Raw genomic sequence first — 24,679 nt, 5'->3', positions numbered from 1 at the left:
TTCGTGCCACACCGCCAACCGCGACAGCGCGCGCTTTTGTCGCGGTTGCGCAGGTAAGTTCTCCGGTGTTCAGACGCCAGCCAACGCGTTGGACTCCACCCGGCGCGACGCGCTGGGCTTCGATGCGGCTCTGCAGCCGCCGACGATCCCCACCGCCAACGCACTGGCACGACCGGCGGAAAAATCCCGCCGACGATGGCCGACCCTGCCGGCGGGCATGGATGTTTCGGTGCTGTGGCTGCTGCTGGCCCTGACCACCTTGCAAGGCGGGTTCCTGCTCTGGTACTTGAGCCGGCCCAGCTCGCCGAGTCGTTTCGTACCCCCGATCGGGACAACAAGCCAGTCTGCCAACGATGCGCGCGCGGCGGCGCCTTTGCTGCAGTCCGTCCCGCCGCCGAGCAGCGCTTCGTCCGATGGTGCCGCTGTCGCGCCCGCCCCTTCGACGCCATTGGCCGCGTCCGGCATTCAGGCGTCGACGGCTGCGCCCCCCGCGCTGACCGGGCCTTCCGTCCAAGATGTCCGTGCCGGCGACGTGGCGCGCGCCGACCAGGCCGAGGCGCCGAAGCCGAAGGTCCTCGCCCGTCGGCAACGCGTCGCCGCCATGCGCGAGGAAGCGCCTCCATCTCGCGAGGCGTCCGTTGCCCGTTCTCCCGCATCGGCGACGCCCGACCCCGTGCTCTCGGCCGGATGCGATGCGCGGGCCGGTGCTCGATGCGACGTGCCGGCCGCCTCCGCGGTGGTCGCGCCTGAGGCGATGCCCGGCAGCGCCGTCCCCGCTGTGGCATCCGCTGGCGCACCTCCCGTGACAAGCGGAAACCCGATGTACAAGGTTTTCGATGCCCTGCGCACGCTCGGTGCGGCCATCGCCGTGGGCGGCAACAGCGCTGCAAGCCTGGGCGCTGTCGGTGGCGACGGCGGTGGGGGAAGTGGGGCTGCAGACGCCACCGTCGGTGCAGCCGGAAGCGCGAGCGCTGGCAGCTCGGGCAGTGGTAGCTCGGGCGGCGCGTCCGGCGGAGGCGCCGGCGCTGGGAGCGGTGGTTCTGGGGGAGGCGGCGCAAGCGGCGGTGGTTCGGGAGGCGGCGGCTCCGGGGATGGCGGCGCCGGAGGTGGTGGTTCCGGAGGGGGCGGTTCCGGAGGGGGTGGGTCTGGCGGAGGCGGAGGTGGCGCTGGAGGTGGTGGTGGTGGTGGCGGGTCTGGCGGCGGCGGCGGTGCAGGAGGAGGCGGGGGCGCTGGCGGCGGACGCTAGCTCTCGCCCAGGAACCCGCCGCTCTGGTGCGCCCACAGCCGGGCATAGAGCCCGCCCTTGGCCAGCAGCGTCTGGTGGTCGCCTTCTTCCACGACCTTGCCCTCGTCGAGCACGATGAGCCGATCCATCGCAGCGATGGTCGACAGGCGGTGCGCGATGGCGATCACGGTCTTGCCTTCCATCAGCCGGTACAGGCTGGCCTGGATGGCGGCCTCGACCTCGGAATCGAGCGCGCTGGTGGCCTCGTCGAGCAGCAGGATGGGCGCGTCTTTCAGCATCACGCGGGCGATGGCGATGCGCTGGCGCTGGCCGCCCGAGAGCTTCACGCCGCGTTCGCCGACGTGGGCCTGGTAGCCCGTGCGGCCCTTGGCATCGCCCAGTGTGCCGATGAAGTCGTGCGCCTCGGCGCGCTCGGCGGCGGCGCGAATCGCCTCGTCGCTCGCGTCGGGCCGGCCGTAGGCGATGTTGTCGGCCACCGAGCGGTGCAGCAGCGAGGTGTCCTGCGTGACCATGCCGATGTGCTCGCGCAGCGAATTCTGGGTGACTTTCGCGATGTCCTGCCCGTCGATCAGGATGCGGCCGCCGTCGAGGTCGTGGAAGCGCAGCAGCAGGTTCACCAGCGTCGACTTGCCCGCGCCGGAGCGGCCGACCAGCCCGATCTTCTCGCCGGGGCGCACCACCAGCGTCATCTCGTCGATGACGCGCGGGCGGCCTTCGGCGTAGCGGAAGCTGGCGTGCTCGAAGCGCACTTCGCCGTGCGGCACCTGCAGCGTCGTCGCACCCGGCGCGTCGACCACGGTGCGTGCGCGCGAGAGCGTCTTCATGCCGTCCTGCACCGTGCCGATGTTCTCGAACAGGCTGGTCATCTCCCACATGATCCAGTGCGACATGCCCTGCAGGCGCAGCGCCATCGCGGTCGCCGCGGCCACCGCGCCCACGCCGACGGTGCCCTGCGACCACAGCCACAGGCCCATGCCCGCCATGCCGGCGGTCAGGCCCATGCTCAGCGTGTGGTTGACGATCTCGAAGGCGCTCACCAGCCGCATCTGCGCCTGGCCGGTGGCTTGGAAGGTCTGCATGGCCGATCGCGCGAAGCCGGCTTCGCGCTGGGTGTGCGAGAAGAGCTTGACGGTGGCGATGTTCGTGTAGGCGTCGGTGATGCGCCCGGTCATGTCGGCGCGCGCATCGGCCTGCGCCTTGCCGATCTTGCCCAGGCGCGGCACGAACCACGCGAGCTGCACGATGTAGAGCAGCAGCCAGACCACGAAGGGGATCATGAGCTGCGTGTCGAGCACGGCGGCCAGCACGATCAGCGTGATGACGTAGACACCCATCGCCACCAACACGTCGGCCAGCACGAACACCGTGTCGCGCACGGCCAGGGCGGTCTGCATCACCTTGGCGGTGATGCGGCCGGCGAACTCGTCCTGGTAGAAGGCCATGCTCTGGCCGAGCATCAGGCGGTGGAAGTTCCAGCGCAGCCGCATGGGCATGTTGATGGCCAGCGTCTGGTGCTTCACGATGGTTTGCAAGCCGACAACGGCGATGCTCGCGACCAGCGCGACGGCCAGCCAGGTCAGCGTGGTGCCGCGGTCGTCCCAGAGCCGCGCAGGCACCTGGCCGCCCAGCCAGTCGACGATGCGCCCGAGCATGGCGAACAGCAGCGCCTCGAAGGACGACATGGCGGCCGTGAGCAGCGCCATGGTCGCGATCTTGCCGCGCAGGCCCGCGGTGCAGGCCCAGAGGAAGGCGAAGAAGCCGTCGGGCGGGAGTGCGGGCTCGGCGGCGGGATAGGGGTTGAGAAGTCTCTCGAAGAAGCGGAACAAGGCGGAATGTCTCGGTGGCGGCGCGGGCCATGGCGGGCGCGGCAGGGTCATACGGGGGAGGGCACCGACTGTAGCGGCCCCGTCGACGCCGCGCCCGCGTCAGGACTTTGCGTCCACCATCTGCTGCACCCGCAGCGAGAGCGCATCCAGCGTGAAGGGCTTGGTCATGACCTGCATGCCCGGGTCGAGGTGGCCATTGCCGACCACCGCGTTCTCCGCATAACCCGTGATGAACAGCACCTTCAGGCCAGGGCGCCCCGCGCGCGCCGCGTCGGCCAGCTGCCGGCCGTTCATGCCTCCCGGCAGGCCGACGTCCGTGATGAGCAGATCGATGGGCACGTTGCTCTGCAGGAGCGCCAGGCCGGTCGCGCCTTCCTCGGCCTCGAGGATGCGATAGCCCAGCTCGACCAGCACGTCGCTCACCAGCGCGCGCACCGTCGGCTCGTCGTCGACCACCAGCACGGTGCCGGCGCCTGTGTGCGGGGCCTCGCCGGCGATCGCTGGTGGCTCGTCGACTGCTTCGGTCTCGTAGTGGCGCGGCAGGTAGATGCACATCGTGGTGCCCAGCCCCGCTTCCGAATACACGCGCACTTGCCCGCCCGACTGGCGTGCGAAGCCGTACACCATCGACAGGCCCAGGCCGGTGCCCATGCCGATGGGCTTGGTGGTGAAGAAGGGCTCGAACACACGCTGGGCCACGTCCGGCGCCATGCCGGTGCCGGTATCCGTCACACAGAGCGACACGTACTGCCCCGGCGTCAGGTCGCGCTCCTTCGCAATGCGCTCGTCCATCCACTTGTTGGCCGTCTCGATCGTGAGCCGACCGCCGCCGGGCATCGCGTCGCGTGCGTTGAGGCACAGATTGAGCAGCGCGTTCTCGAGCTGGTGCGGGTCGACCTGCGTGATCCAAAGGCCCACCGCGCCCACCACCTCGAGCTGGTTCTCGGGGCCGATGGTCCGGCGAATCAGGTCTTCCATGCCGCGTATCAGCCGGTTGATGTCGGTCGCCTTGGGGTCCAGCGTCTGACGGCGCGAAAAGGCCAGCAGCCGGTGCGTGAGCGCCGCGGCGCGCCGCGCGGCGCCCTGGCCGACGTTGATGTAGCGTTCCAGATCCTCGTGGCGGCCCTGCTTCAGGCGCCGCTGCATCAGCTCGAGGCTGCCGGTGATGCCGGCGAGCAGGTTGTTGAAGTCGTGCGCCAGGCCGCCCGTGAGCTGACCGACCGCCTCCATCTTCTGAGCTTGCCGCAGCGCCTCCTGGGCGGCTTCACGCTCGCGGGATTCGACACGCAGGCGCTCCAGCGCGTCTTCCACCTCGCGGGTGCGTTCGGCGATGCGGGCCTCCAGGCTGCTGTTGAGCGCGCGCAACGCGTTCTCTGCCAGCACCCGCTCGGTGACATCCGATCCTTCGGCGAAGACGCCGGTTGCTGCGCCTTTGGCGTCGAGGATGGGCTGGTAGACGAAGTCCAGAAAGCGTTCGGCCAGCGGCGCACCCGATTCGCGCTGCAGCATGATGCGTCGTGCGTTGCCTACGAAGGGCGTGCCCCGTGCATAAACCGTGTCGAGCAGTTCGAAGAAGCCCTGTCCGGTGAGTTCTGGCAGCGCGTCGCGCAGCGGCATGCCCTCGATCTGGCGGTGGCCGATGAGCTGCAGGTAGGCGTCGTTCATCAGCTCGATCACGTGCGTCGGTCCGCTCAGCACGCACATGAAACCCGGTGCCTTGCGGAAGAGGCCACGCAGGCGGTCGCGCTCGGCCGTGCTGGTTTCCAGCGCCTCGGCGTTGGACAGGCTGGGCGCGATCTGCCCGGCCAGCAGTTGCACGAAGCTCAGGTAGTCGGCCGTGATCGGCCGGTACGGATTGGTGCCACACACCAGGAAGCCGGCCGGGCGCGCCGCGCCCTGGGGCGGTAGCGCCACCACGAAGGCGGCCGGGGAGGGCAGATTCCAGGGGCCGCACGGCACGTCGGGCATCTGGTCGAGCGAGACCACGAAGGACATCTCGCCCGCCAACAGCCGGCCGACGTGCCAGGGCGCGTCGTCGCCGGACGTGAGGTGCTTCGGCGCCAGTGCGTGGCCGTCGTGGATGCCGGTCACGCACTGCAGATGCGCGTCGCCAGCGGCGTCGAACAGGTACATGAGCGAAAAGGGCAGGTCGCGCGGGGCGCGTCCCAGCGCTTCGCAGGTCGCGTCGACCACCGCGCGGCGCGTGTCGGCGCCCGTCAGGCTGGCACTGAGTGTGCGCAGAAGTTCGAGCCGCCGCTCGCTGATGACGCGTGCTGTGACTTCCGAGACCGCGCAGAACAGGCCCTCGACCTTGCCCTGTTCACCGAGCAGCGGGCTGTAGGAAAACGTGTGGTAGGTCTCCTCGGGGAAGCCCGAGCGCTCGAGCAACAGCATCATCGAGTCGTCCCAGGTCGATTCCCCCTGGAGGTAGACGGTCTCGATGCGGCCCTTGATGTCGTCCCAGATCTCCGACCACAGCTGGCGCGTCGGCATGGCCAGCGACTTCGGGTGCTTGCGGCCGAGCGTGGGCCGGTACGCGTCGTTGTAGAAGAAGGCGACATCGGGCCCCCAGCCCAGCCACATCTCGAAGCGAGAGGTCAACAGGATGCGCAGCGCCACCTTCAGCCCGTCGGGCCAATGCTCGGGAGGCCCCAGGGGCGTGGATGCCCAGTCGTGCTCCCGCATGAGCTGCGCCATCTCGCTGTTGCCGACGAAGATGTCGTCGTAGGGGGCGGGCGGACGGGCGGGTTCGGTGGCGGGCGGCTGCTGCGTCATTTGACAACGACGCTAGCAGCGGCCCTGCGCCGGATGCGTCGGACAACTGCCACGCCGTGCGGCAGCGGCAAGGCCCGCCGTGAAAGCTCAGCGCCTGTGCGGTGCGACGAGGAACTTCTCGCCCGTAGCGCGCCGGTTGTACTGCGCGATCGCCTCGGGCGACAGCACCTCGGTCAGCGACAACTCGCCTGCGTAGTGGCTCACGAAGGTGGTCCTGAGCTCGGCCGCCACGCGTTGCTTGAGCACCCGCTCGGCGGTTGGGCCAATCTTCTGAAGGAAGGGGAACAGCAGCCAGCCGCCCATGCCCCAGGCCATGCCGAAGTTGCGGCGGAACTCCGTGGGGCGCGTGTCGAGTCCGCCGTAGAGGTAGACCTGTTTGTGCGTGTTGGTGCCGTAGCGGTTGTAGATCGTGATTCCGTGCAGCAGCGCCGCTTCCATGCAGCCGAGGATCTGCCCGGCCAGCGGGCCGCCGCCGGTGGCGTCGAAGGCGATCGTCGCCCGGGTGGCGACCAACGCCTCGGTCAGGTCATCGAGGAAGGTGGGTGCGCTGGCGTCGCACACATGCACCGCACCCTGCGCCTTCAGCAGCGCCACCTGCTCGGGCTTGCGCACGATGTTGACCAGGGGGATGCCGTCTTTCAGGCAGATGCGCTGCAGCATCTGCCCGAGGTTCGACGCTGCCGCGGTGTGGACCAGTGCGGCGTGGCCTTCGCGCTTCATCGTCTTGACCATGCCGAGCGCCGTGAGCGGGTTGACGAAGGACGATGCGCCCTCGGCCGGCGTCGCGTCGTCGGGCAGTCGAAGACACTGCTCGGGCGAGACAGTGCGGTACTGCGCGTACATCCCGCCGCCGATCATCGCAACGGTCTTGCCCAGCAGCGCCTGCGCCCCGGGCGAGGCGCCCGCCTCGACCACCACGCCCGCGCCCTCGTTGCCGACGGGCATCGATTTGCCCACGCGGCTGGCCATCGCCTGCATGCCGGCCTCGGACACGCGCGCGGTCATCACCGGACGTTCGGGCGTGCCCGACAGGGTCGCCGTCGTCATGTCCGCGGTGCCGAAGAGCAGGCCGAGGTCCGACGGGTTGATCGGCGCGGCCTCGACCCGCACGACCACGTCGTCGGGGCGGGGCGGCGCGATCCTCACCTCGGCCAGACTCAGTTGCAGTTCGCCGGAGGGCGTCACGAGGGAGCGAAGTTCGAGCGCGGTGCGGTCGGTGGCGAAGGGCATGTCGGGCCTTTGTGAGCAGGAAGAGGCGCCAGTCTAGACCTGCCCGCCTGTCACGGTTTGCTTGCGGGCGACAGCGCCTGACCCAGGAAGTCGATGAAGCTGCGCAGCTTGGGCGCCATGTACTGGCGGCTGGTGTAGACCGCGAAAAGCGTCACCGGCGCCGCACGGTAGGCGGGGATCAGTGGCACCAGGCGGCCCGCCGCGATGTCCTCGTCGACCAGCCAGGCCGGCAGGAAAGACACACCCATGCCGGTGCGCACCGCATGCAGCGTGAGGTTGGTGTCGTCGGAACGCAGCACCGGGCGCAGCCGCAGCGGCGCGGCCCGTCCGCCCGGCCCGCGCAGCGCGAAGCCTTCCAGGTTCACGTAGCTCGGCACGATGGCGCCGAGCCGCGCCAGGTCCGCCGGACCGGTGGGCGCGCCGTCGCGCGCCAGCAGCTCGGCCGCAGCCACCAGATGGAACTGCACCTGGCACAACGGTCGCGCAATGAGCGCAGGCGAGGGCTCGTAGGTGGCGCGCAGCGCGAGGTCGAAGCCGTCGGCGGCGAGGTCGACCTGTCGGTTTTCCAGATGCATGTCGACCAGCACTTCGGGGAAGGCCGCACGGTAATCGGCCAGCACGCGCGCGATGCGCGGCGTCGCACACCAGACGGGCGCACTGACCTTCAACTGGCCGCGCGGCGCGTCGTTCTTGCGGCCGATGGCGGCCTCGGCCGCGTCCAGCAGATCGAGCGCCCGGGCGCTCTGCGCGTACCAGGCCTCGCCGGCCTCGGTCAGGCTCAGGTGGCGGCTGGAGCGGTGAAGCAGGCGCGCGCCCAGCGACTTTTCCAGTTGCGCGACATGCTTGCTGGCCATCGGTGCCGAGATGTCGAGCCGGCTCGCCGCGGCGGTGAAGCTGCCGGCATCCACCACCTCGCGGAACACCCGCAGACTGGTCAGACGGTCCATGGTTGATTTCCTGTGAAGAAAGGATGCGTTGAATGCTAGCCCATCGATTTCCGGGGGTGAAATCTCTAGACTCGTGCACCAGGAGCTTTCCATGACCACGACCGACACGACCCTTCCGACCTATTTCATCTCGCACGGCGGCGGCCCGTGGCCGTGGATGAAGCGCGAGATGGGCGATGCCTACGCGCAGCTCGAGGCCTCGCTGGCCGACATCCCGCGCCAGATCGGCCGCACGCCGCGCGCCATCCTCATGGTGTCGGCCCACTGGGAGGCGCCCGTCTTCACGGTGCAGGGCAATCCGCGGCCGCCGATGGTCTACGACTACGGCGGCTTCCCGGCCCACACCTACCAGGTCCGCTACGACGCCCCTGGGTCGCCCGAGCTGGCGCAGCGCGTGCGCACGCTGATCGACGTGGCCGGCCTGCCGTCGGGCATCGACGCGGAGCGTGGCTACGACCACGGCATGTTCTCGCCGATGGCCGCCATCTACCCGAAGGCCGACGTGCCGGTGGTGCAGTTGTCGCTCAGGCGCGGGCTCGACCCGGCCGAGCACCTGGCACTGGGGCGCGCGCTGGCGCCGCTGCGAAGCGAAGACGTGCTGATCATCGGCAGTGGGCTGAGCTACCACAACCTGCGCAATTTCGGCCCGCAGGCGCGCGACGTCTCGAAGGCCTTCGACGACTGGCTCGACCAGACCGTGGTGCACGCGGCTCCGGCCGCGCGGGTCGCGCAGCTGATCGACTGGGCGTCGGCACCGGCCGCACGCATCGCGCACCCGCGCGAGGAGCACCTGATTCCGCTGATGGTCGCAGTCGGCGCGGCCGAGGGCGAGGTGGGCGAGCGCGTCTACCACGAGGACGCCTTCATGGGCGGCATCGCGGTGTCGAGCTTTCGAATCGGCGCGCGCTGACGCCTGCCGCGGAGACGGCAGAATCGGCCGGGTGAATGCACTCAACCCCTTCTGCGCCGGCAATGAAGCCGACGCGCTTCGCCGTATCGCGCAGATCGATGCGCTCTCCCTCCACCACGACCCGGTGCACCAAGGCGTGCGCGTGCGCTGGCGCCGCTTCGGCCCGGCGCAGTCGGGCCGGCCGCCGCTGGTGCTGCTGCACGGCGGCCACGGCAGCTGGATGCACTGGCTGCGCAACGTCGAGGCCCTGTCGGCCGACCGCGTGCTGTGGGTCCCCGACCTGCCCGGCTTCCACGATTCCGATGTGCCCCGCGCCGTGGCCGAGGGTGATGCGCCGCTCGACCCCTTGCTCGAAGCGCTGGGCGGCACGCTCGATGCGTTGATCGGTGCGGGCACGCCGATCGATCTCGGCGGCTTCTCCTTCGGCGGACTCACCGCCGCGAAGTTCGCCGCCAGGCGCGGCGCGGTGCGCAAGCTCGCGCTGCTGGGCAGCGGCGGCCACGGCACGCTGCGCCGCATGGCGGTCGAGATGATCAACTGGCGCGCCGCACCCGACCGCACCACCGAAGTCGCAGCGCTGCGCCACAACCTGGCTGCGCTGATGCTGCACGACCCTGCCGCCATCGACGCGCTCGCCTTCGCCATCCACGACATCTCGTGCCACGGCACGCGCCTGCGCAGCAAGGAGATCTCGCTGGCAGGCGGGTTGCAGCAGGCGCTGGCCGCGCACGGCGGGCCGCAACTGCTGGTATGGGGCGAATTCGACGTGACGGCCGATCCGCGGCCGCTGGTGGCGCAGCTCACCGGTGGGCATCCGCAGGGCCGCGGTGTCGTGGTCGACGGTGCAGGGCACTGGGTGCAGTACGAGCGTGCGGACGAGACGAATCGCCTGCTGATCGATTTCCTCGCCTGAGCGGCCGCGATGGCGTCCGACAGCCCGCCACCGGTCCCGTGACCACAATGGCGCGATGACCCTCGACACACGAACCCAGAAAGAGCGAATGCTGGCGGGCGATCTGTACGACGCCGGCGACACCGAGATCCAGGCCGACCTGGCCGCCACCCGCGAATGGCTGGTGCGCTACAACCGGTCGCTGGGCGCCACCAGCGCCGAGCGCCGACAACTGCTCGTCGAGCGCTTCGCCGCTGTCGGCGAGGGCGCCGGCATCCGCCCGCCGTTCCACTGCGATTACGGCTTCAACATCCGCGTGGGCGCGGGCGTCTTCCTCAACTTCAACTGCGTGATCCTCGACGTCGTCGAGGTGACGATCGGCGACAAGACGCAGATCGGCCCGGGCGTGCAGATCCTCACGGCCGACCATCCGCGCACGCCGGCCGAGCGCGAATCGGGGCTGGAATTCGGCCGGCCGATCCGCATCGGGCGCAACGTCTGGATCGGTGGCGGCGCGATCCTGCTGCCCGGCGTGACGGTCGGCGACGACGCGGTGATCGGCGCCGGCAGCGTGGTCACGCGCGATGTGCCGGCCGGTGCCACGGTCGTCGGCAACCCGGCAAGGGTGCGCGCGCCGTCCCGCGGGCTCAGCTGATCGGCCGGTCGTCCGCCTGGCGGGAGGGTTCCGCGCCGTCCGGTCGCTTGATGAAGCTCATCTTCCCGTTCGGCTCCAACACCGCCCACGCCACTTCGTCCATCGACGCGATGCCGGCCAACCGCATCTCGGACTCGATCTCGGAGCGCGTGAGCCGGTCGCGCCTGGTGCTGTGCTGCAGCAGCTCACCGTGCCGGATGATCACGCGGGGCTCGCCTTCGAGCACCTTCGCGGCACGCGGCGACAGGTACGACAGCCAGCTCATCACCAGTCCCCAGAACGCGAAGGTGCAGATCGCCAGCGTCGCGCCGGTGAGGCTGAAGTCGTTCTGGGTCACGCCCTGCTGGATGAGGTCGCCGATGACGACCATGACGATGAATTCGAAGGGGGTCATCTGCCCGAGCTCGCGCTTGCCCAGCAACCGGACCAGCAGGTAGACCACCGCGAACATGGCGCTGGCGCGCAGAACGATTTCCATCAGGGAAACACCTTCATCGCTCGTTCGGCATCGGCCAGCACGACGCCGTCGTCGAGCACCCGGATGTGGCCGGACACGCTGCCGAGCAGGCGCGGATTGACCTGCGACGCCACCTTGAGCAGGAAGGCGTCACCCGCACCCACCGAAGCGAACTCGAAGCGAAAGTAGCCGTCCTTGAAATCTTCCGACGCGGGTGACGGCATCATCGAGTTGACCGTGATCTCGCGCCACAGCGCGGGCGACACCTCGATCTGCAGCTTGCCGATGTCCTGCTTCGCCTTGATGCGGATGCGGGTCTCGTAGGCGTCGCCGTTGCGCACGGCGGCCGGCATGTCGATCGCCAGCTCAGCGGCGGCGTCGTGCACGGTGGTCTCCGTCGTCGGCTTGCCGAGAAGCCCGGACACACCGATCGCCATGACCGTGCTCAGCACCAGCAGCGAGATCGGGCTGGCGTGGCGCGCCAGCGCGCTGCCGGGTTCGAGATGCGGCGGCTCGATGCCGACGGGAGCGGGCGGATGGGCGGTGTCGCGGTCCATGGTGCTGCGGGTGTGCTCCTGAAGTTCTGCGCTGCAGGCCCGACGACGACGCGAGCGCATGTCGGGCAAATTCACCGGTGGATATGCTGCGCGCGTTGGCCGGTGGCAGACTCGTCGACTCAACCCAGGAGCCCTTGCATGACGGACAACGCCCACCTGACGCCCTTCACCTTGTCCCGCACCTTCGACGCGCCGCGTGCCCGGGTGTGGGAGGCCTTCACCACGCTCGAACACCTGGAGACATGGTGGGGACCCAAAGGCTTCGCGATCCGTTCCGCGCGGCTCGATCTCCGGCCCGGCGGCATGTTCGTGTATGCGATGGAGGCCGGCGGTCAGACGATGTGGGGCCGCTTCGTCTACCGCGAGATCGAGGCGCCGGGCCGCATCGTCTTCGTCAATTCCTTTTCCGATGCAGAAGGCGGGTTGACGCGTGCGCCCTTCGCCGATGCCTGGCCGATGGAGATCCTCAACACCTGGACCTTCACCGAATCGGACGGCAAGACGACGCTCGACATCCACAGCGTGCCGCTGAACGCCAACGCGGTCGAGACGGCGGTCTTTCTGGCCGGCTTCCCGTCGATGCAGATGGGCTTCGGCGGCACGCTCGACCAGCTGGCGGGACACCTGGCGTCGCAGGGCTGAACCAGCGGGTCAGCCGCTCACCGACGCGGCGTGACGCCGCCAGAAGGCCGCGTCGGGCATCGGGCCCGAACCGGCCTTGGCGTTGTCCGCCATGTGTTCGGGCCGGCTGGTGCCGGGGATGACGCAGGTCACGGCCGGATGGCTCAGCGTGAACTTCAACAGCACCTGGGCCCAGCTCGTCGCGCCGATCTCGGCGGCCCAGCCGGGCAGCGGCTTGTCGCGCAGGCCGCGCAGCAGGCCGCCGCCGCCGAAGGGCTGGTTGACGATCACGGCCACGCCGCGTTCGGCGGCCAGCGGCAGCAGGCGCTTCTCGACCTCGCGGTCGTCGATGGCGTAGTTGATCTGCAGAAAGTCCAGCTTCTCGGCACGCAGCACCGCTTCGACCTCGCCGAAGGCCGAGGCGGTGTAGTGCGTGATGCCGATGTGGCGGATGCGGCCCTTGGCCTTCCAATCGCGCAGCGTCGCGAGCTGGGTGCGCCAGTCGACCAGGTTGTGCACCTGCATCAGGTCGACGCGCTCGGTCTTCAGGTGCGCGAAGGACTGCTCCATCTGCGCGATGCCGGCCTCGCGCCCGCGCGTCCAGACCTTGGTGGCGAGAAAGGCCTTGGCGCGCCCCGGTGATGCAGCCAGCAGCTCGCCGGAGGTCTGCTCGGCGCGGCCGTACATCGGCGAACTGTCGAGCACGGTGCCGCCGGCGTCGAACAGGGCCTGCAGCACGCCGGGCAGGCGCTGGTATTCGGCCGAGCCCGGCGCGTGGCCGAAGCCGACCCAGGTGCCGCAGCCGATGACCGGCAGCGCCTCCTGGGTGGAGGGGATGGGGCGTGTGGTCATCGTGGTCCGGGCGACGGGGCGCTCCTGCGCCAGTGCGGCAAAGGGCAGGGCGGCCATGCCGACGGCCGTGCGCAGCAACTGCGCGCGGGTCAGGCCGGTGTCGGAGGGCGGTCGGGGGTCGGAAAGCATGGGAAGCTCCTGGTGGCGCTGCCGCGGCGCAACACCACCGCAGCAATCATTTGAAAACTAATTTCTCACTTCGTGCGGAATGGCATATAACCGCGTGTGACAAGTGTGTCCGTCGGTGGGGCGGGCACTGGAGTCATCGGACGGTTGGCGACCCGCGTGTTCAATGCCGGCGCCAGGAGGGGTTTCATCGTGCTCGAACTTCGAACGCCGCGCGGCTTGCCTGTTTCCGTTCCCGAAACCGAGGCGGAGGATCCTTCGCCGAAATTCTCGGTGGACGACATCGAGGGGTTCAGCCGCTACTACAACGAGCAGGGCTATGCGATCGTCCGCGGCCTTTTCGGGACCGCGCAATGCGATGGCCTGAGGGCGCTCTGGGACCGCGAGGTCAAACCCCACGGCGGCTTCATGTACCGGCAGGCCACCGCCAAGGTCGAGCGCCACAGCAAGAACGCCCTGGGGTGGGTGATGAATCCGATCCTCAACCCGCAAAGCGTCGACCCGCATCGGTTTCCGGGGTTCCGTGCCTACGCCACCTCGGAGATCCTCGCCGCGGCGCCGCTGAACGCGGCGTTTGCTGGCCTGCTGCAGGCCACGCCGAAGATCGTGCAGTCGATCTATTTCGAAGGCAACTCGGCCACCTGGGAGCATCAGGACAGCTACTACCTCGACTCCGAGACGGTCGGTGAAATGGCCGGCGCGTGGATCGCGCTCGAGGACATCGCGCCGCGCGCCGGCCGTTTCTTCATCTGTCCGAAGTCGCACAAGATCGGTCTCGACACCCACGCCGTGCACAACAGCATCGCCGAGAACCACGAGCGCTACATCCTGTCGGTGGTGCAGCACATCCGAAAGACGGGGCTGACGATTCGGGCTCCGAAGCTCGACAAGGGCGACGTGCTCTTCTGGAACGCGTGGACCATCCATGGGTCGCTGGACACGCAGGACGCGACCAAGTCGCGCTCGTCGATGACCTGCCATGCCATCCCGCGGGGCAAGCGGCTTCTGCAGCTCCAGTCGCGCACTGTCGAGGTGGTGCCCGTCCAGGTCAAGGACGCCTACATCTACAGGCCGAAGGACCTGCAACTGGCGCGCAACCGGCTGATCTTCTTCGTCGAATCGCACCTGCCCCGCTTGTTCTACTGGCTCAAGCGGCGCGCGATCGTCTATGTGCTCAAGCACAAGTCGGTCTGAGCGGCAGGGCAGGCTCACGGCGAGTCAGCGCCTGCCTGCATGCGACTGCAGCCGGCGCTCCTGCTGCCGCGCGAGCCACAGCGACAGGACGGCCCAGAGCGCGGCGAGCGGAATCGCCAGCGCCGCCAGGCCCGCGAAGCCGATGCCGACCGCGCCGAGGCCCGCCGAGATCCAGCCGCTGACCGCGTCGCCGCCACGGTACACCACGGTCTCGATCGCGTTCTTGGCCTTGTACTTGGCCTCGCGGCCGACCACGGTGAAGAGCACCTCGCGCGCCGGCCGCGCGATGGCGTAGTCGAAGGCGCGCCGCAGCGCCTGCGCGCAGGCCAGCACCGCGACCGTGGGCGACAGCGCCACCGCTGCGAAGGCCAGCGCGGAGGCGACCGGCAGCAGCACCAGCGCCGTGCCGACGCCGAAGCGCTTCATCAGCCGCCCGGTCACGAAGAGCTGCAGCAGCAGCGTCAGTGACGACACGCCCAAGTCGACCAGCGCGAAGAAACGGGTGCGCGACGCGGTGTCGGCGAAGGCATCCACCACGATGCGGCCCTGCTCGAAATAGAGGAAGGTCGACGCCGCCGTGTGCAGCAGCAGGTAGCCGCACAGGCCTAACAGGTAGGGCGAGCGCGCGATGAGTGCCAGGCCGGCGAGCACGCTGCCGCCGATGGGCCGTGCGTCGCCGCTGGCGGTGGCGCTGCCGGGTCCATCGGAGGATGCGTCCGGCGCGCGGGCGTCGCCCGGCCGCGGGTACAGCCGGTGGAAGCACTGCAGCGCCGCTTCGAGCAGCAGCGCCGCGCCCAGCGTGAGCGCCACCGGCCCGAGCGCCGTCACCAGCGACGCGGCCAGCGCCGGCCCGACGAAGGTGCCGGCCGTGCCGCCCGCGGCGATGAAGCCGAACAGCCGCCGGCCTTGCGCGTTGCTGAAGCAGTCGGCCAGCACGCTCCAGAAGATGCTGATGACGAACAGGTTGAAGACGCTGATCCACACGAAGAACACCCGCCCCACCCACACGCTCTTCAGGTCCAGTGCGATCAGCACGCAGAAGACCAGGATGCTCGCGGTGAAGAAGCGGTAGGCCAGCGGCACGAAGCGCCGCGGCGGCAGTCGCGTCACCAGCGCGCCGAAGAGCGGCACCAGCGCCAGCATCGCGACGAAGGTGCCGGTGAAGAGCCATTGCAGTTCGTCGGCGCCACCGGCCAGGCCCATCGCGTCGCGCAGCGGCCGCAGCAGGTAGTAGCCGCCGAGCAGGCAGAAGAACCAGGCGAAGCCCAGCAGCGTGGCGCGCACCTCGTCGGGCCGGATGTCGACCGCGCGGCGCAGCAGGCGGTGGATGCTGTGGGTGTGGGCGCTGGTCGTCGACGTGGGCACGGACATGCGGTCAGTGTGCGTGCCGCCGGAAGACCCTTCGTCGGGGTGCGGTCTGTCAGCTGCCCTATTCAGCGCAGATCGAAAAGCGCCGCCGCGTTGCCCCAGGCCACGCGCTGCGCCACGTCGGGCGGCAGGTCGGCCAGCCAGGTGCGGTAGCCGCGCATGATCTCGTCGTAGGCGCTCCAGCGCTGGTTGACCCAGGTGTCGGAGCCGATCACGAAGCGCCCCGGGTGCTTGAGGATGAGGGCCCGCCATTCGGGGCACAGCGTGCCGCCGGCGCAGGTCAGGCCCGGCCGGTACGAGAGCTCGCCCATCAGCAGCGGGTAACGCTCGAGCAGCGCCTGCACCCGTTCGATCGGCGCGCCGCCGATGCCCGTGTGCGCCCAGATCAGGCGCAGGTCGCGGCCCTTCGACGGTGCGTTGGCCATCAGCAGGTCGATCGCCACGTCGTCGACATGCGCCAGCACCGCAAGCTGCTGCTGCTCGGCCAGCACGATCAGCTTCCTGGCCACCGGGCCGTTGGCGTTGGCGCTGTCGTACAGGTGGAATTCACCCAGGCCGCGGTAGGGGCCGCTCGGCGTGCCGCGCGCCAGCTCGGTCTGCACCATGTCGTAGATGGTCTCGTCGCGGAACCAGTTGCTGTAGTCGTCGCGGTTGCGGTAGAGCCGCACGAAGGGCACCACGCGCACGCCGGCGGCGCGGGTCTCGCGGGACGCTGCCAGCGTCTGCGTGCCGGCGTTGGGCCGCGAATTGGCGATGATCGCGCGCACGTCGTTGCGCTGGAAGCGCGCCAGTGCCTCGGCCGGCGGGTAGGGGCCGGTGTTGCCGTCCCACGCCTCCTGGTTGTAGTGCAGGTGCGTGTCGAACAACGGGCCCTGGTAGCTTGCCGTCGCGTGAGCGCTTGGCTGGGCATGGGCGGCCGGAAGAACCGCCGACAAGGCGGCCAGGAGCAGGGCGGCGATCGGCGCGGAGCGGGTCATGCGGTCCTCGGGGAGATGGAAGCGCCGATTATCCCGGCGCGTGCCCTACAGCAGCAGGAAGGCGAGCGCCGCCACGGCCGTCGGCCCCAGGGCACCCAGCAGCAGGCCGCCGGCGCCGATCGTCTCGTCGGTGAAACCGCGCTTGAGCAGCGCGACGCCGGCCGGGTTGGGCGCATTGGCGATCACTGTCAGGCCACCGCCGGCCACCGCACCGGCCACCAGCATGTACTTCGACGTGTCGGAGATGCCCTCGATCAGCGAGCCGAGGTAGGTCAGCGCGGCGTTGTCGGTGATGGCCGTGAGGCCGAGCGCCCCGAGGAACAGCGCCAGTGGTGCCAGGCTCGACACAATGGGCTGCAGCCACCACTGCTGCATGCCGCCGAGCACCACCAGGCCGGCCAGGAAGAAGCCGACCAGCAGCGCTTCCTTGATGATCAGCGGGCTCTGGTGCCGCTCGTAGGCCTGCGTGAAACCCATGAACATCAGGAACAGGCCGAGGAACACGACCGGGTGGTGGGCGAACAGCACCACGCCGGCCAGCAGGCCCAGGTGCACCGCCACCACCGACAGCGGCACACGTGCCTCGGCGGGCCGGTCTTTTTCGGGCGGTGGGGCCGGGCGCAGGTGGCGGCGCAGCACGAAGGTGGCAACGGTCGCGTTCACCAGCACGGCGATCGCGGCCTTCCAGCCGAAATTGGCGAGCATGAAGGCGCTGTCCCACTGCCAGGTGGTGGCGACCATCAGCACCGGAGGGGCGGCATACGACGTGAGCGTGCCGCCGATCGAGACGTTGACGAACAGCACGCCTAGCGCCAGGTACTTGACGCCCTCGGGCACGTCGCGCCGGAAGATCTGCGGCGCCAGCATGAGCGCGGCGATGGTCATGGCGGCAGGCTCGGTGATGAGCGAGCCCAGCAGCGGCACCGCGGCCAGGCCGAGCCAGGCGGTGGCGAGCGGCGTGGCCACCGGTACCAGCCGCGCGACGGTGTCGACGAGCGAGATCACGGTGCGCAGCACCGGCCGCGAGGCGGCGATCACCATCACCACGAAGACGAAGAGCGGCTCGGTGTAGTTGCGCGACTCGGCATAGTCCAGCGCTGGTGTGCCGCCCACCACGAGCGCCATGGCCAGCACCAGCACGATGGCCCAGAAGCCGAAGACCACCTCGACCTCGCCCAACAGATGGAACAGGCCGGCGTGGCGGGGATAACGGTGGGACAGGCGCTCGAACTGCTTGGCCGCGAAGGTATGCAGCAAAGCGATGGCAAAAAGGGCGGCGGCGATCCACTGGATCGGGGTGTCGGACATGCGGTTCCTGGACGTGAAGAATCCGCGTGGCGGCCCGACCAACGCAAGAACCTGCCGCGCAAGAAGTGCGCGACACCCGGGGTGAAGTCTAAAGGATGGCCCGATGGCAGCGCCTCACCGATCCCGTTCGTGGCTGTCGGACAGCAACTTGCATCGGGGCGTTGGAATGGACGGCGACACATCGCTCTGGATTCACCAAAAGCATCGAAGGGTTTCGGCGCGTAACAAAGACTGCAGAAAGTGAACCTTCGAGTTACTCTCGACTCGCCGCCTCCGGGAATGCGAGGGTGGTGTTTTCCCTTGGCGCACGCCCTGGGCCCGACGCAACGTCGCATCATGATCCATGACCAAGCTTTTTCTCTATGTGCTCAGCGTGATCGCGTCGGTGGCGTTGGTGGGCTCTGCGGGTCTGGCGTCGCTTCTGGTGGTGTTCGTTCTGTGTGGATGCACCTTCCTTTTCTCGACCGGTGCCGCGTGTGAGTCCTTCGATTCGGACAACGACCACGAGTACGCCTGAGCCTCCAGACGCCGCTTCGCGACGATTCGAACTAGGCCGGGCCTGATCCGGGCCGCACGCTCGGCATGCCATCGATCCCCTTCGACCCACACCGGTTTCTGCAGGCGCAGGAACCGGTGTTTTCAACTGTGCGTTCCGAACTGAAGGCCGGGCGGAAGGCGACGCACTGGATGTGGTTCGTCTTTCCGCAGTTGCGGGCACTGGGCCGCAGCGGAACGGCCCGCTTCTACGGTCTCGAAGACAGCGCCGAGGCGGCCGCCTATGCCGCCCATCCGGTCCTCGGCGTGCGCCTTCGCGACTGCGCCGAGCTCGTGCTGAACACCCCGCATCGCAGCGCGCACCAGATCTTCGGTACGCCCGACGACCTCAAGCTGTGCTCCTGCATGACGCTTTTCGAGCTGGCCGCGCCGCACCCCGTATTCACCGGCGTGCTGGAGCGCTTCTACGGCGGCGAGCGCGACGGCCTGACGCTGCAGCTGCTTCGCGCCTGAGTTAGGCGCTGAACAGCGTGCGCACCGCGCACCGTTCAGCGGTGGACATGTAACGGCAGGCACTGTCGACACAAAGCCATTGCCCATCGACTGAATACTGTATAAAAATACAGTTAACAGTCGATTTCCCATGGGCTTCCCTTCCGTCTCACCCTCCCTCGCGTCCTTCGCTTCCGCCCGGCACAACGTCTGGCGTGGCGACGAGCTGGGCGTGGCCGACCTGGCGGTGGTGGGCACGGGTCATGCGGCACTCGACGCCGAACTGCCCGGTGGCGGCTGGCCGGTGGGCGCCATGACGGAGCTGCTGCAGGGCCGACCTGAAGCGCATGTCTGGCAACTGCTGCTGCCTGCGCTGGCCCGGGCGGTGGCGGCGCGCAGCGGGCCGGTGGTGCTGATCGGCGCGCCGCACGAGCCCTTCGGGCCGGCGCTGGCGGCGGGCGGCTTGCCCACCGAGGCGTTGATGTGGGTGCGCAGCGACGCCTCGCCAGCCCGGATGTGGGCCTGCGAGCAGGCCCTGCGCTGTGCCGATGTCGCTGCCGTCATGGCCTGGCTGCCGCAGGCGCGCGTGGGCGACCTGCGCCGCCTGCAACTGGCCGCTGCGCAGCACGAGGCGCTGCTGTTCGTGATGCGGCCCGAGGCCGTGGCGCAGACAGCCTCGCCGGCACGGCTGCGCATCCAACTGGTGACGGCCGACGACGGCCGGATGGACGTGCATCTGCTCAAGCGCCGCGGCCCGCCGCTCGCACAGCCGCTGACCTTGCCGGCCCGCAGCGAACGCATGGTGGCGCTGCTGGCGGCCAGCCAGTGGCGGCGCAAGCGCCGCCAGCAGCAGGAGGCCGCACAGATCGAGATCGGCCGCGCCCAGGGCGCGACCGTCGTGCGCCTCGACATGCGCAGCCGGCGCGCAGAGGAGGGGGCCCATGCAGTGGATCGCCTTGCAGTGGCGGCCTGAGGATGACGCGGCCACGCCTTCCTCGGAAGGCGCCGCGCCCGTCCGGCCGCCCCCCGAACTACCGCTGTCCCTCGAAGCGCTCGGCTGGTGGGCGCTGCGCTACACGCCGCGCGTGGCTTGGCTCGACGAGGCGCTGGTGCTCGAGGTGTCTGCCTGCGAAAGGCTCTGGGGTGGGCGGCAGGGCCTGATGCGGCGGATGGTGGCCGACAACCCGGTGCCCCGCAGCCGCCTCCAGAAGGTCGAGGGCGCGACCAGCCTTGTCGCGCTGGCCCGGCTGCGCCTGTTCTCCCGCGGGCAGAAGCCGCCGGCCGACATCCCGGCCGCCTTGCCGCTGCACACGCTGACGGCCGCGCGCCCGCACCTCGACGTGCTGGCCCGCATGGGCTGCCGCACCTGGGGCGACGTGGCGGCGCTGCCGCGCGGCGGGCTGTCGCGGCGCTTCGGTGCAGCGCTGCGCGAAGCGCTCGACATGGCTTGGGGCTTGCGCCCCGAGCGCCACACCTGGCTCACGCTGCCCGACAGCTTCGAGCAGAAGCTGGAACTGCCGGCGCTGGCCGAGAACGCGCATGAACTGATGTGGTCGGCCAACCGGCTGCTGGCGGCGCTGCAGGTCTGGCTGCGGGTGCGCCAGCGCGGGGTGCTGGCGCTGGAACTGGAATGGACGCTCGACCTCAAGCGCTACAACGGTGTGAACCTGCCGCCGCATCAGCAGATCACCGTGCGCACGGCCGAGCCCACGCAGGACATGGCGCACCTGCGCCGCCTGATGAGCGAGCGGCTCGCGCTCACCAAGCTGGCCGCGCCCGCCAGCTGGCTGCGCCTGCGTTCCCTCGAGACCACGCCCTGGGCCGGCGCCAGCACCAGTTTTTTGCCCGAGGACAACCGCAAGGGCGACAAGCTGCACGAGCTGGTCGAGCGGCTCAGCGCCCGGCTGGGCCCGCGCGAGGTGCTGATGCCGGCGGCGCAGGCCGACCACCGGCCCGAAGGCATGCAGGGCTGGCAGCCGGCCCTGCGCAAGGGCGCTTCGCCAGCGAAGCCGAAGCCCACGAAAGATGCGGCCCAGCAGCCCGATGCGCTGTTCCCGCCCTGGCTGCTGCGCGAGCCCTTGCCCCTGGAAATGCGCGATGGCCATCCGTGCTACCAGGGCCGGCTGCGCAGCCTGGTCGGGCCGCAGAAGCTCGAAGCCGGCTGGTGGGGCGACGGCGCCAGTGACGAGGGCGGCCACCCGGCGGTGCGCGACTACTACGTGGCCGAGAGCCCCGAGGCGGGGCTGGTATGGGTCTTCCGGGAGCGGCCGTCGGGCTGCTTCGCGTCCGGCGACGTGCGCTGGTTCCTGCAGGGCCTGTATGCCTGAACTCACCGACAAGCAGCTGCAGGCGCGGCGGCCTGCACGGCTGCACGCCTTGCCCCTGCGGCAGCCCACCGCGCGCGGCCTGCCCGACTACGCCGAGCTGCATTGCCTGAGCAACTTCAGCTTCCAGCGCGGTGCTTCCGGGCCCGAAGAGCTGGTCACGCAGGCCTACCACCTGGGCTACAAGGCGCTGGCCATCACCGACGAATGCTCGGTGGCGGGCATCGTGCGCGCGCATGTGGCGCTGCGCGAGCACCCCGCCGCCATGGACGAGTGGGAGCACGAGCACCCGACCGAGCCGCCGATCGTGCGCAACCCCGATTTCCGGCTGCTCTTCGGCAGCGAGTTCCGCTTCGAGCGATTCAAGCTGGTGGTGATCGCCCACGACCTCGAAGGCTGGGGCAACCTCTGCGAATTCATCACCGCGGCACGCACCGCCGAGGCGCCCAAGGGCGAGTACCAGGTGAGTTGGGGCCACAGCGATGTCGCGTCGCTGCAGCATTGCGAGATCCTGCTGGTGCCGCACCGCGCACCGGGCGGCGCCATGGACGTCGCGGCGATGTGCGCCGACGTGGCCGCTGCCAAAGCGCTCTACGGCGAGCACCTGTGGATCGCGGTCGAACTGCTCAACGAACTCGACGACGACCTGTGGTTCATGACGCTTGAGCAGGTCGGCGCGGCCACGGGCGTGCCGCTGGTCGCAGCCGGCGACGTGCACATGCACAAGCGCTCGCGCAAGCCGCTGCAGGACGTCGTCACCGCCATCCGCGAAGGCAAGCCGGTGGCCGATTGCGGCTTCGCGCTGCAGGGCAATGCCGAGCGGCACCTGCGCTCGCGCATCCGGCTGTCGAACCTCTACCCGGACGACCTGCTGGCCAACACGCTGACGGTGATGGACCGCTGCCGCTTCGACCCCGACGCCATCAAGAAGCACTACGCGTACCCGCTGGAGCTGCTGGGCAACGGCGAGACGCCGGCGCAGACGCTGGTGCGCAAGACCTGGGAAGGGGCCGGCACGCGATATCCGCAGGGCGTTCCGCAGAAGGTGCGCATCCAGATCGAACACGAACTCGCGCTGATCGTCGAGCTGCACTACGAGATGTTCTTCCTCACCGTTGAGGACATCGTGTGCTTCGCGCGGGAGCGGAAGATCCTTTGCCAGGGCCGCGGGTCGTCGGCCAATTCGGCGGTCTGCTACTGCCTCGGCATCACGGCGATCAACCCCGAGACCGGCAACCTGCTGTTCGAGCGCTTCCTGAGCCGCGAGCGCAACGAGCCGCCCGACATCGACGTCGACTTCGAGCACCAGCGGCGCGAGGAAGTCATCCAGTACATCTACGCCAAGTACGGCCGCGACCGCGCCGCCATCGCCGCCGTGGTCATCTGCTACCGCTCGCGCAGCGCGTTGCGTGACGTGGGCAAGGCGATGGGCGTCGACGAGCGGCTGGTCGACGAGTTCGCGAAAGACCACTACTGGTTCGACCAGGCCGTACTGGTCGACCGGCTCGAAGAAGCGATGGCGCGGTCCGGCGTGCGCGAGAGCCTGAAGAAGCTGCAACTGTGGCTCGAACTCACGAACGCGCTCAAGGGCTTTCCGCGCCATCTGAGCCAGCACGTGGGCGGCTTCGTGCTCACGCAGACGAAGCTCACGCGGCTGGTGCCGGTGGAGAAGGCGTCGATGAAGGACCGCTCCGTCATCCAGTGGGAGAAAGACGACCTCGAAGCCATGGGCATGCTCAAGGTCGACGTGCTCGCGCTGGGCATGTTGAGCGCCATCCGCCGCGGGCTCGACTTCATGAACCGGTGGCGGGGGACGGCGGTGGAGATGCACCAGGTGCCCAACGACGACCCGAAGGTCTACGACATGATCTGCGCGGCCGACACCGTCGGCGTGTTCCAGATCGAGAGCCGCGCGCAGATGTCGATGCTGCCGCGCCTGCAGCCGCGCGTGTACTACGACCTGGTGATCGAGGTCGCCATCGTGCGGCCCGGGCCGATCCAGGGCGGCATGGTGCATCCGTACCTCAAGAACCGCGAGAAGCTGCGCAACCACGAAGAAATCGAGTACCGCTACCCGGCGCTCAAGGCGGCGCTGGGCCGTACGCTGGGCGTGCCGATCTTCCAGGAGCAGGTGATGCAGATCGCCATGATCGCGGCCCGGTTCACGCCTGACCAGGCCGACCGCCTGCGCCGTGCCATGGCGGCCTGGAAGCGCAGCGGCGGCATCGACAAGTTCGAAGGCAAGCTGATCGACGGCATGGTCGCCAACGGTTACGACCGCGACTTCGCCGAAGCCATCTTCAAGCAGATCGAAGGCTTCGGCGAATACGGCTTCCCCGAGAGCCATGCCGCGAGCTTCGCGCTGCTGGTGGTGGTGAGCAGCTGGCTCAAGTGCCACGAACCGGCCTGCTTCCTGGCGGCCATGCTCGATGCGCAGCCGATGGGCTTCTACTCGGCCTCGCAGCTGGTGCAGGACGCGCGGCGCCACGGCGTGGAGGTGCGGCCGGTCGATGTCACGGTGAGCGACTTGTACAGCACGCTCGAGGCGCGCGCGCCGGATGCGCCGCGCCGGCCGGGTGGCACCGATCCGCAGTACGCCGGCTGCCTGGGGCGGCCCGACCAGCCGGCGGTGCGCCTGGGACTTCGCCAGATCGTCTCGCTCAGCGATGCCGGCATGAAACGCCTGATCGAAGCCCGTGCCTTTGCACCCTTCACCAGTACCGAAGACCTGGCGGTGCGCGCCGACCTCGACGCCAAGGACATGGCCGCGCTCGCCGGCGCCGATGCGTTGATGCGCCTGTCGGGCCATCGCCGCCAGCAGGTGTGGGACGCGACGGCACAGCGTCGCGCACCGGCCTTGCTGAAGGGGGTACCCATCCACGAAGCGCCGCTGCGGCTGCCCGAAGCCTCGGAGGGCGAGGAGATCGTCGGCGACTACGCGTCGCTCAACCTCACGCTGCGCAGACACCCGCTCGCGCTGCTGCGCCCGCGCATGGCGCGCTTCAAACTGCTGAGCGCACAGCAGTTGAACGAGGTGCCCAACGGCCGCCTGGTGCGTGCCTGCGGCATCGTCACCATGCGCCAGCGGCCGGGCACGGCCAAGGGCACGATGTTCGTGTCGTTGGAGGACGAAACCGGCATCGTCAATGTGATCGTCTGGAACGATTTGATCGAGGCGCAGCGCGAACCGTTGCTCAAGTCGAAGCTGCTGGCCGTGCAGGGCGTGTGGCAGCGCGACACGGCCAGCGGCGGCCGGGTGCGGCACCTGCTGGCCCAGCGCTTCAAGGACCTCACGCCCTGGCTGGGCCGCCTCGCCGAAGGGCGGCGCAGCCGCGACTTTCATTGAAGCCATACCCCCTCGGCCCTGTGTTGGCATTTGTTATCAGTTTGTGAAATCTGCGGCGGCCCGATGCGCGGCCATCGCGAT

General features: G+C 69.4%; 21 protein-coding genes. 10 read left to right on the top strand and 11 right to left on the bottom strand.

Annotated features, from left to right (window positions below):
* Positions 1–69: 69 nt before the first annotated feature.
* The 5 genes from ACSFA0_RS13255 to ACSFA0_RS13235 form a co-directional block, all read right to left on the bottom strand.
* A complete protein-coding gene (locus ACSFA0_RS13255; RefSeq protein ID WP_435450627.1) occupies positions 70–465 on the bottom strand; it encodes a hypothetical protein in 396 nt (131 codons plus the stop codon).
* 777 nt (positions 466–1,242) lie between these two features.
* Entirely contained in the window at positions 1,243–3,072 is a 1,830-nt protein-coding gene (locus ACSFA0_RS13250; protein WP_435450626.1) for an ABC transporter ATP-binding protein, read from the bottom strand.
* Between the two features lie 99 nt (positions 3,073–3,171).
* Positions 3,172–5,847 (bottom strand): ATP-binding protein, encoded by a 2,676-nt coding sequence (locus ACSFA0_RS13245; RefSeq protein ID WP_435450625.1) that lies wholly within the window; start codon positions 5,845–5,847, stop codon positions 3,172–3,174.
* Between the two features lie 87 nt (positions 5,848–5,934).
* Complete coding sequence (locus ACSFA0_RS13240; RefSeq protein WP_435450624.1) at positions 5,935–7,077, bottom strand: zinc-binding dehydrogenase; 1,143 nt, start codon at positions 7,075–7,077, stop codon at positions 5,935–5,937.
* 50 nt (positions 7,078–7,127) lie between these two features.
* Positions 7,128–8,024 (bottom strand): LysR family transcriptional regulator, encoded by an 897-nt coding sequence (locus ACSFA0_RS13235; RefSeq protein WP_435450623.1) that lies wholly within the window; start codon positions 8,022–8,024, stop codon positions 7,128–7,130.
* 91 nt (positions 8,025–8,115) lie between these two features.
* Between ACSFA0_RS13235 and ACSFA0_RS13230 the strand changes: the two genes are divergently transcribed.
* Genes ACSFA0_RS13230 through ACSFA0_RS13220 form a run of 3 tightly spaced genes read left to right on the top strand, consistent with a single transcriptional unit; the run spans position 8,116 to position 10,481 of the window.
* Positions 8,116–8,934, top strand: a complete 819-nt coding sequence (locus ACSFA0_RS13230; protein ID WP_435450622.1) for a DODA-type extradiol aromatic ring-opening family dioxygenase — start codon at positions 8,116–8,118, stop codon at positions 8,932–8,934.
* Between the two features lie 31 nt (positions 8,935–8,965).
* Positions 8,966–9,847 carry an alpha/beta fold hydrolase gene (locus tag ACSFA0_RS13225; RefSeq protein WP_435450621.1) on the top strand — a complete coding sequence of 294 codons (882 nt, stop codon included), beginning with the start codon at positions 8,966–8,968 and terminating at the stop codon, positions 9,845–9,847.
* Positions 9,848–9,902: 55 nt separating this feature from the next.
* Entirely contained in the window at positions 9,903–10,481 is a 579-nt protein-coding gene (locus tag ACSFA0_RS13220; protein WP_435450620.1) for a sugar O-acetyltransferase, read from the top strand.
* On the opposite strand, the gene ACSFA0_RS13215 is transcribed toward ACSFA0_RS13220, so the two are convergent.
* A complete protein-coding gene (locus tag ACSFA0_RS13215) occupies positions 10,474–10,959 on the bottom strand; it encodes a DUF421 domain-containing protein (RefSeq protein ID WP_435450619.1) in 486 nt (161 codons plus the stop codon). The genes ACSFA0_RS13220 and ACSFA0_RS13215 overlap by 8 nt on opposite strands.
* Positions 10,959–11,495 (bottom strand): hypothetical protein, encoded by a 537-nt coding sequence (locus ACSFA0_RS13210; RefSeq protein ID WP_435450618.1) that lies wholly within the window; start codon positions 11,493–11,495, stop codon positions 10,959–10,961. Before ACSFA0_RS13210 ends, ACSFA0_RS13215 begins: the two co-directional genes overlap by 1 nt.
* A gap of 138 nt (positions 11,496–11,633) precedes the next feature.
* Here ACSFA0_RS13210 and ACSFA0_RS13205 point away from each other — a divergent pair, with 138 nt between their 5' ends.
* A complete protein-coding gene (locus tag ACSFA0_RS13205; RefSeq protein ID WP_435450617.1) occupies positions 11,634–12,137 on the top strand; it encodes an SRPBCC family protein in 504 nt (167 codons plus the stop codon).
* A 9-nt stretch (positions 12,138–12,146) separates the two neighbouring features.
* On the opposite strand, the gene ACSFA0_RS13200 is transcribed toward ACSFA0_RS13205, so the two are convergent.
* Positions 12,147–13,061 (bottom strand): aldo/keto reductase, encoded by a 915-nt coding sequence (locus ACSFA0_RS13200; protein WP_435450973.1) that lies wholly within the window; start codon positions 13,059–13,061, stop codon positions 12,147–12,149.
* A gap of 306 nt (positions 13,062–13,367) precedes the next feature.
* Here ACSFA0_RS13200 and ACSFA0_RS13195 point away from each other — a divergent pair, with 306 nt between their 5' ends.
* Positions 13,368–14,288 (top strand): phytanoyl-CoA dioxygenase family protein, encoded by a 921-nt coding sequence (locus tag ACSFA0_RS13195; protein ID WP_435450616.1) that lies wholly within the window; start codon positions 13,368–13,370, stop codon positions 14,286–14,288.
* A 24-nt stretch (positions 14,289–14,312) separates the two neighbouring features.
* Here the strand turns inward: ACSFA0_RS13195 and ACSFA0_RS13190 are convergent, their stop codons facing one another.
* The 3 genes from ACSFA0_RS13190 to ACSFA0_RS13180 all read right to left on the bottom strand — a co-directional run bounded on the left by ACSFA0_RS13190 (position 14,313) and on the right by ACSFA0_RS13180 (position 17,941).
* Positions 14,313–15,659, bottom strand: a complete 1,347-nt coding sequence (locus ACSFA0_RS13190) for an NTP/NDP exchange transporter (protein WP_435450615.1) — start codon at positions 15,657–15,659, stop codon at positions 14,313–14,315.
* Between the two features lie 62 nt (positions 15,660–15,721).
* Complete coding sequence (locus tag ACSFA0_RS13185) at positions 15,722–16,633, bottom strand: amidohydrolase (protein ID WP_435450614.1); 912 nt, start codon at positions 16,631–16,633, stop codon at positions 15,722–15,724.
* A gap of 45 nt (positions 16,634–16,678) precedes the next feature.
* Positions 16,679–17,941, bottom strand: coding sequence for a putative Na+/H+ antiporter (locus tag ACSFA0_RS13180; protein ID WP_435450613.1), 1,263 nt, complete (start codon positions 17,939–17,941; stop codon positions 16,679–16,681).
* Between the two features lie 343 nt (positions 17,942–18,284).
* Between ACSFA0_RS13180 and ACSFA0_RS13175 the strand changes: the two genes are divergently transcribed.
* The 5 genes from ACSFA0_RS13175 (at position 18,285) to ACSFA0_RS13155 (ending at position 24,598) form a co-directional block, all read left to right on the top strand.
* Positions 18,285–18,458: a hypothetical protein gene (locus ACSFA0_RS13175; RefSeq protein ID WP_435450612.1), complete on the top strand. Its 174-nt coding sequence runs from the start codon at positions 18,285–18,287 to the stop codon at positions 18,456–18,458.
* Positions 18,459–18,523: 65 nt separating this feature from the next.
* Entirely contained in the window at positions 18,524–18,949 is a 426-nt protein-coding gene (locus ACSFA0_RS13170; protein WP_435450611.1) for a DUF1810 domain-containing protein, read from the top strand.
* A gap of 130 nt (positions 18,950–19,079) precedes the next feature.
* A complete protein-coding gene (imuA, locus tag ACSFA0_RS13165; protein WP_435450610.1) occupies positions 19,080–19,901 on the top strand; it encodes a translesion DNA synthesis-associated protein ImuA in 822 nt (273 codons plus the stop codon).
* A complete protein-coding gene (locus ACSFA0_RS13160) occupies positions 19,870–21,255 on the top strand; it encodes a Y-family DNA polymerase (RefSeq protein WP_435450609.1) in 1,386 nt (461 codons plus the stop codon). Before imuA ends, ACSFA0_RS13160 begins: the two co-directional genes overlap by 32 nt.
* Positions 21,248–24,598 (top strand): error-prone DNA polymerase, encoded by a 3,351-nt coding sequence (locus tag ACSFA0_RS13155; protein WP_435450608.1) that lies wholly within the window; start codon positions 21,248–21,250, stop codon positions 24,596–24,598. Before ACSFA0_RS13160 ends, ACSFA0_RS13155 begins: the two co-directional genes overlap by 8 nt.
* Positions 24,599–24,679 lie beyond the last annotated feature (81 nt).

This window comes from Variovorax restrictus (assembly GCF_051216715.1).
Lineage (GTDB): Bacteria > Pseudomonadota > Gammaproteobacteria > Burkholderiales > Burkholderiaceae_C > Variovorax.
This window is presented reverse-complemented; position numbering and strand designations above follow the sequence as displayed.